General features: G+C 64.8%; 4 protein-coding genes. 3 read left to right on the top strand and 1 reads right to left on the bottom strand.

Features of this window, described 5'->3' with window-relative positions:
- Positions 1–327 precede the first annotated feature (327 nt).
- Positions 328–1,059, top strand: a complete 732-nt coding sequence (locus G7007_RS21505) for a lysophospholipid acyltransferase family protein (RefSeq protein ID WP_181105091.1) — start codon at positions 328–330, stop codon at positions 1,057–1,059.
- A gap of 69 nt (positions 1,060–1,128) precedes the next feature.
- Complete coding sequence (locus tag G7007_RS21500) at positions 1,129–2,100, top strand: magnesium and cobalt transport protein CorA (RefSeq protein ID WP_181105089.1); 972 nt, start codon at positions 1,129–1,131, stop codon at positions 2,098–2,100.
- A 138-nt stretch (positions 2,101–2,238) separates the two neighbouring features.
- Here G7007_RS21500 and G7007_RS21495 read toward each other — a convergent pair whose 3' ends face one another.
- Entirely contained in the window at positions 2,239–3,594 is a 1,356-nt protein-coding gene (locus G7007_RS21495; protein ID WP_219859199.1) for a DEAD/DEAH box helicase, read from the bottom strand.
- A 106-nt stretch (positions 3,595–3,700) separates the two neighbouring features.
- Between G7007_RS21495 and G7007_RS21490 the strand changes: the two genes are divergently transcribed.
- A partial coding sequence (locus G7007_RS21490; RefSeq protein WP_181105085.1) for a mechanosensitive ion channel family protein occupies positions 3,701–4,925 on the top strand: 1,225 nt, incomplete at its 3' end.

Genomic DNA, 4,925 nt, shown 5'->3' with positions numbered 1-4,925 from the left:
CGGCGCTTGGGTGAAGGGAGGAGGGGCGAAATCTCCCACGGTCTGTACTGCGCGAACAGTCAGAAGCGGATCTAGTCCCTCCTCCTCCCTTCAAGTCCTACCATACAAGCGGCCCCAGTGCCGCGATTGGGCCCGCAGGGCCCACATACCAGCCCATGTGGTCGGGCATGTACCGAGTAGAAAAAGACAGTTGCTCCCACACCTCGCAGTGCTGAAGTGAGCCAGCACCACTGCTGGCCAAGGGCCGCTTGCAGTCGCCCTCCCCCTTGCAGCCTTTCAGTGCACAGTCGTACACTGCGCCGCGAACCTCCGGTTGCGAGCCTTTCGATGCTTTCTCTCCTGCGCATGCTACTTCTCGGTCTGCACGTCGTCCTGGCCAGCCTGGCGGGCCTGGTGATCGGTGTATGCCGCCCGTTCAACCCCGACAACAGCCGTCTCTTCGCCCGCCTTTACGGCATCCCCGCCACGCGTCTCATGGGCCTGCGCCTGAAGGACGACACTGGCCCTCTGGTTGACCAACCCCCTGGCTGCGTGATCATCGCCAACCACCAGTCCAACTACGACCTGTTCATCCTGGGCCAGGTGATACCGCGCTGCACGGTCGCAGTGGGCAAGAAGAGCCTGGGGCTGATCCCGCTGTTCGGTCAACTGCTGTGGCTGGGCGGCAACGTGCTGGTCGACCGTGGCAACGCCTACCAGGCGCGCAAGGCCATGCACCTGACCACGCGCAAGCTGCAGAACGGTGCATCGATCTTCATCTTCCCCGAAGGCACGCGCAACCGCAGCGAGCACCTGTTGGACTTCAAGAAGGGCGCCTTCCACATGGCCATCGAGGCTGGGGTACCGATCGTGCCGGTGTGCGTCAGCCGCTACGCCCACGACCTGAACCTCAACGCCTGGCGTCGGCGCACGGTGGTCGTGCGTTCGCTGCCACCGATCGCCACCACCGGCTTGAGCAAGCAGGACATCCCGGCACTGATCGACCAGTGCCGCACCCAGATGCAACAGTGCCTCGACCGCCTGGAGCAGGAACGCCTGGACGACGACCGCCACCGCTGACATGCCTCTTGCCCGCCAGCGCGGCCGGCCCCAAGCTAGGCCGCAATCGGGTCGAGAGAGCAGGTCATCATGGGACGTGTCGTGGCGGCAGCGGTCTACAGCGATGGGCGCAAGGTCACCAACATCGGTATCGACCAGGGCCGCGAGTGGGCTGCCAAGCCTGGGCACTTCGTCTGGATCGGTCTGGAGGAGCCGTGCGCGCAGGAGCTGGAGACCTTGCAGCGCCAGTTCGACCTGCACGAGCTGTCCATCGAGGATGCCCTGGAAAAGCACAGCCGCTCCAAGCTCGAGACCTTCGGCGACGCGCTGTTCATCGTCACCTACTCGCCCGTGCGCCAGAACGGACAGCTGCAGTTCATCGAAACGCACATCTTCGCCGGCAAGGGCTACGTGGTCACCTGCCGCAACGGCCACTCCACCTCCTACGCCCAGGTGCGCCAACGCTGCGAGGCGCGGCCCCTGCTGCTCGAGCATGGCGAGGACTTCGTGCTGTACGCGCTGCTGGACTTCGTCACCGAGAACTACCAGCCGGTCAGCGAGGCGATCCACGAAGAGATCCAGTCGCTGGAGCAGCGCGTGCTGGCCGGCACCTTGGTCGAGGAAGACATCAAGCACCTGCACCGCCTGCGCCGCGACGTGCTGCGCATGAAGCGCTACGTGGCGCCGATGGTGGAGATCAGCGAGGAACTGCAGCGGCTGAAGTTTCCCTTCATCGACAAGAACATGCGCCCGTACTTTCGCGACGTGCAGATCCATGTCAAACGGCAGATGGAGGACCTCTCGACCATCCACGAGATCGCCAGCCAGACCATCGAGGTCGGCCTGTTGCTGGACACGGCGCGCCAGAGCGCGGTGCAGCGCAAGTTCGCGGCCTGGGCGGCGATCCTGGCGTTTCCGACCGCCATCGCCGGGATCTACGGGATGAATTTCCAGAACATGCCCGAGCTGAGCTGGCATTACGGCTACTTCATGGTGCTGGGGGTGATCGCGACGGGGTGTACGGGGCTGTATGCCAGCTTCAAGCGGTCGGGGTGGTTGTAGGCGCAGGGGGCTGGGTTGCCAGCGACGGGGTTCGATTGGTCATTGCCTGAGGTGTGGGCCCTTTGGGCCCACCAAACCAGCCACTCGCCGCATCAGGCAAATAGACGCCCTCACAGCGTCGGGCGCCCTGCCCTGCCATCACTCCGCCGCCGGCGCCCGCTTCTTCAACGGCGCCATGCCATCAGCGCTGGCCAGCGGCTTGGCCTTCGGCCGGGCGGCCGGCTTGCGCTTGGCGGCGGTCTTCTTGTCGGTCTTCTTCTCGACCTTTTTCTTCTTGCTGCCCGCCGCCTTGCCCGAGGCCTTGACCTTCTTCGGCCCGTTGTAGGTGCCCTTGATCTCCTTGATCACGCGGCGCTCGAACTGCTGCTTGAGGTAGCGCTCGATGCTCGACATCAGGTTCCAGTCGTTATGGCACACCAGCGAGATCGCCAGGCCTTCGGCACCGGCACGCCCGGTACGACCGACGCGGTGCACGTACTCGTCGCCACTGCGCGGCATGTCGAAGTTGATCACCAGGTCCAGGCCCTCGATGTCCAGGCCACGCGCGGCCACGTCGGTGGCCACCAGCACCTTGGAGCTGCCCTGCTTGAAGCGCTCGATCGCCAGCTTGCGGTCCTTGGCGTCCTTCTCACCGTGCAGCACGAACGCCTTCACGTCCTGCGCCACCAGGTGCCCGTACAGGCGGTCGGCCCAGGCGCGGGTGTTGGTGAAGATGATCGCCTTCTGGTAGGTCTCGTTCTGCAGCAGCCACTGGATGATCTTTTCCTTGTGCTGGTCATGATCGGCGGTGATGACCTGCTGACGGGTGCCTTCGGCCAGCTGCGAGACGCTGTTGAGCATCAGGTGCTCCGGGTCCTTGAGCACGTTGCCGATCACGTCGCGCAACGCCGCACCGCCCGTAGTGGCGGAGAACAGCAGCGTCTGCTCGCGGTTGGCGCACTCCTGGCACAGGCGCTCCATGTCTTCGGCGAAGCCCATGTCCAGCATGCGGTCGGCTTCGTCGAGAATCAGCACCTGCACGTGGGACAGGTCCAGGTTGCCGGCATTGAGCTGCTCGAGCAGGCGACCCGGCGTGCCGATCAGCACGTCCGGCACCTTGCGCAGCATGGCGGCCTGTTCCTTGAAGTCCGCACCGCCCGTGACCAGGCCGGACTTGATGTAGGTGAACTGCGAGAACAGCTGCACCTGCTTGAGGGTCTGCTGCGCCAGCTCGCGGGTCGGCAGCAGGATCAGTGCACGGATCTCCACGCGACGCTCGCGCAGGTCGACCAGGCGGTTGAGCAGCGGCAGCACGAACGCCGCGGTCTTGCCGCTGCCGGTTTGCGCCGTGACCCGCAGGTCTCGCCCTTGCAAGGCCAGGGGAATGGCCGCTGCCTGTACCGGGGTCGGCTCGACAAAGTTCAGCTCGGCCACGGCTTTGAGCAGGCGTTCATGCAGGGCGAATTGGGAAAACACGGGATGTAACCTCGGGCATGTGCGGAAATTCAGTTGCATAGGGTAACGTTTTCCGTGCCCATAGCCGAGTTTCTTTTCTCCAACTGCCGGTCGTTCCGCGGTCTAATGGCGCCTGATTTCGCAACGATGGCCGCACGCTCACTCCATGGATATCCGACAACTCTGGCTTGACGCCCTCGACCTCTGGGGCACCCTCGATCAACACCCGCTGCTGCACGCCAGCCTCGGCCTGGCCGTGCTCTTCGGCGTCTCGCTGGTCCTGGGCCGCCTGGCCCGCTTCCTGGTCCTGCACGGCAGCCGCCTGCTGGCCCGCCAACCGGCCCTGCGCTGGCTCGACGACCTGCGCCACAACAAGGTCTTCCACCGCCTGGCCCAGACCACGCCGTCGCTGGTGATCCAGTTCGGCCTCAAGCTGGTGCCGGGCCTGAGCGCGGTCACCCTGCACTTTCTCGACAATCTGGCGCTGGCCTTCACCCTGCTGTTCATGACCCTGGCCCTGGCCAGCCTGCTCGACGCGCTGCTCGACATCTACGCCCGCACCGAACACGCCCGCACCCGCTCGATCAAGGGCTACGTGCAGCTAGCGAAGATGGTCCTGTGGGTGTTCAGCGCCATCGTCATCGTCGCCACCCTGATCGACCGCTCGCCGCTGCTGCTGCTCTCGGGTCTGGGCGCCATGTCGGCGGTGCTGCTGTTGGTCTACAAGGACACCCTGCTGTCGTTCGTCGCCAGCGTGCAGCTCACCAGCAACGACATGCTCCACGTCGGCGACTGGATCGAGATGCCCCAGGTCGGCGCGGATGGCGATGTGGTGGACATCACGCTGCACACGGTCAAGGTGCAGAACTTCGACAAGACCATCGTCTCCATCCCCACCTGGCGGTTGATGAGCGAGTCCTTCCGCAACTACCGCGGCATGCAGCAGGCAGGTGGGCGGCGAATCAAGCGCAGCCTGTTCATCGACGCGACCGGCATTCGCTTCCTCACCCCGGCGGAAGAACGCACCCTGGGCCAGGTGCGACTGCTGGGCGATTACCTGGTCGGCAAGCAGCATGAATTGACTGCCTGGAACGAGGCCTTGGGCCCGGCTGGTGAGGTGACGGCGAACCGGCGGCAACTGACCAATATCGGTACCTTCCGCGCCTTCGCGCTGGCCTACCTGCGGCATCACCCCGAGATCCGCCAGGACATGACCTGCATGGTCCGGCAGATGGAACCGACCGCCCAAGGGGTGCCGCTGGAGATCTACTGCTTCACCTCGACCACGGTGTGGGCGGAGTACGAGCGGATTCAGGGAGATATCTTCGATTATCTGCTGGCGGTGCTGCCGGAGTTTGGGCTGGGGGTGTATCAGCAGCCCAGTGGGGCGG

This window comes from Pseudomonas entomophila, assembly GCF_013523125.1.
Classification (GTDB): Bacteria; Pseudomonadota; Gammaproteobacteria; order Pseudomonadales; family Pseudomonadaceae; genus Aquipseudomonas; species Aquipseudomonas entomophila_B.
The sequence above is the reverse complement of the archived record's forward strand: the minus strand, read 5'-3'. Positions and strand labels throughout refer to the sequence as shown.

Coding starts and splice junctions, on each gene's coding strand:
- G7007_RS21505 (WP_181105091.1), top strand. CDS start 328: ATGCTTTCTCTCCTGCGCATGCTACTTCTCGGTCTGCACGTCGTCCTG.
- G7007_RS21500 (WP_181105089.1), top strand. CDS start 1,129: ATGGGACGTGTCGTGGCGGCAGCGGTCTACAGCGATGGGCGCAAGGTC.
- G7007_RS21495 (WP_219859199.1), bottom strand. CDS start 3,594: ATGCAACTGAATTTCCGCACATGCCCGAGGTTACATCCCGTGTTTTCC.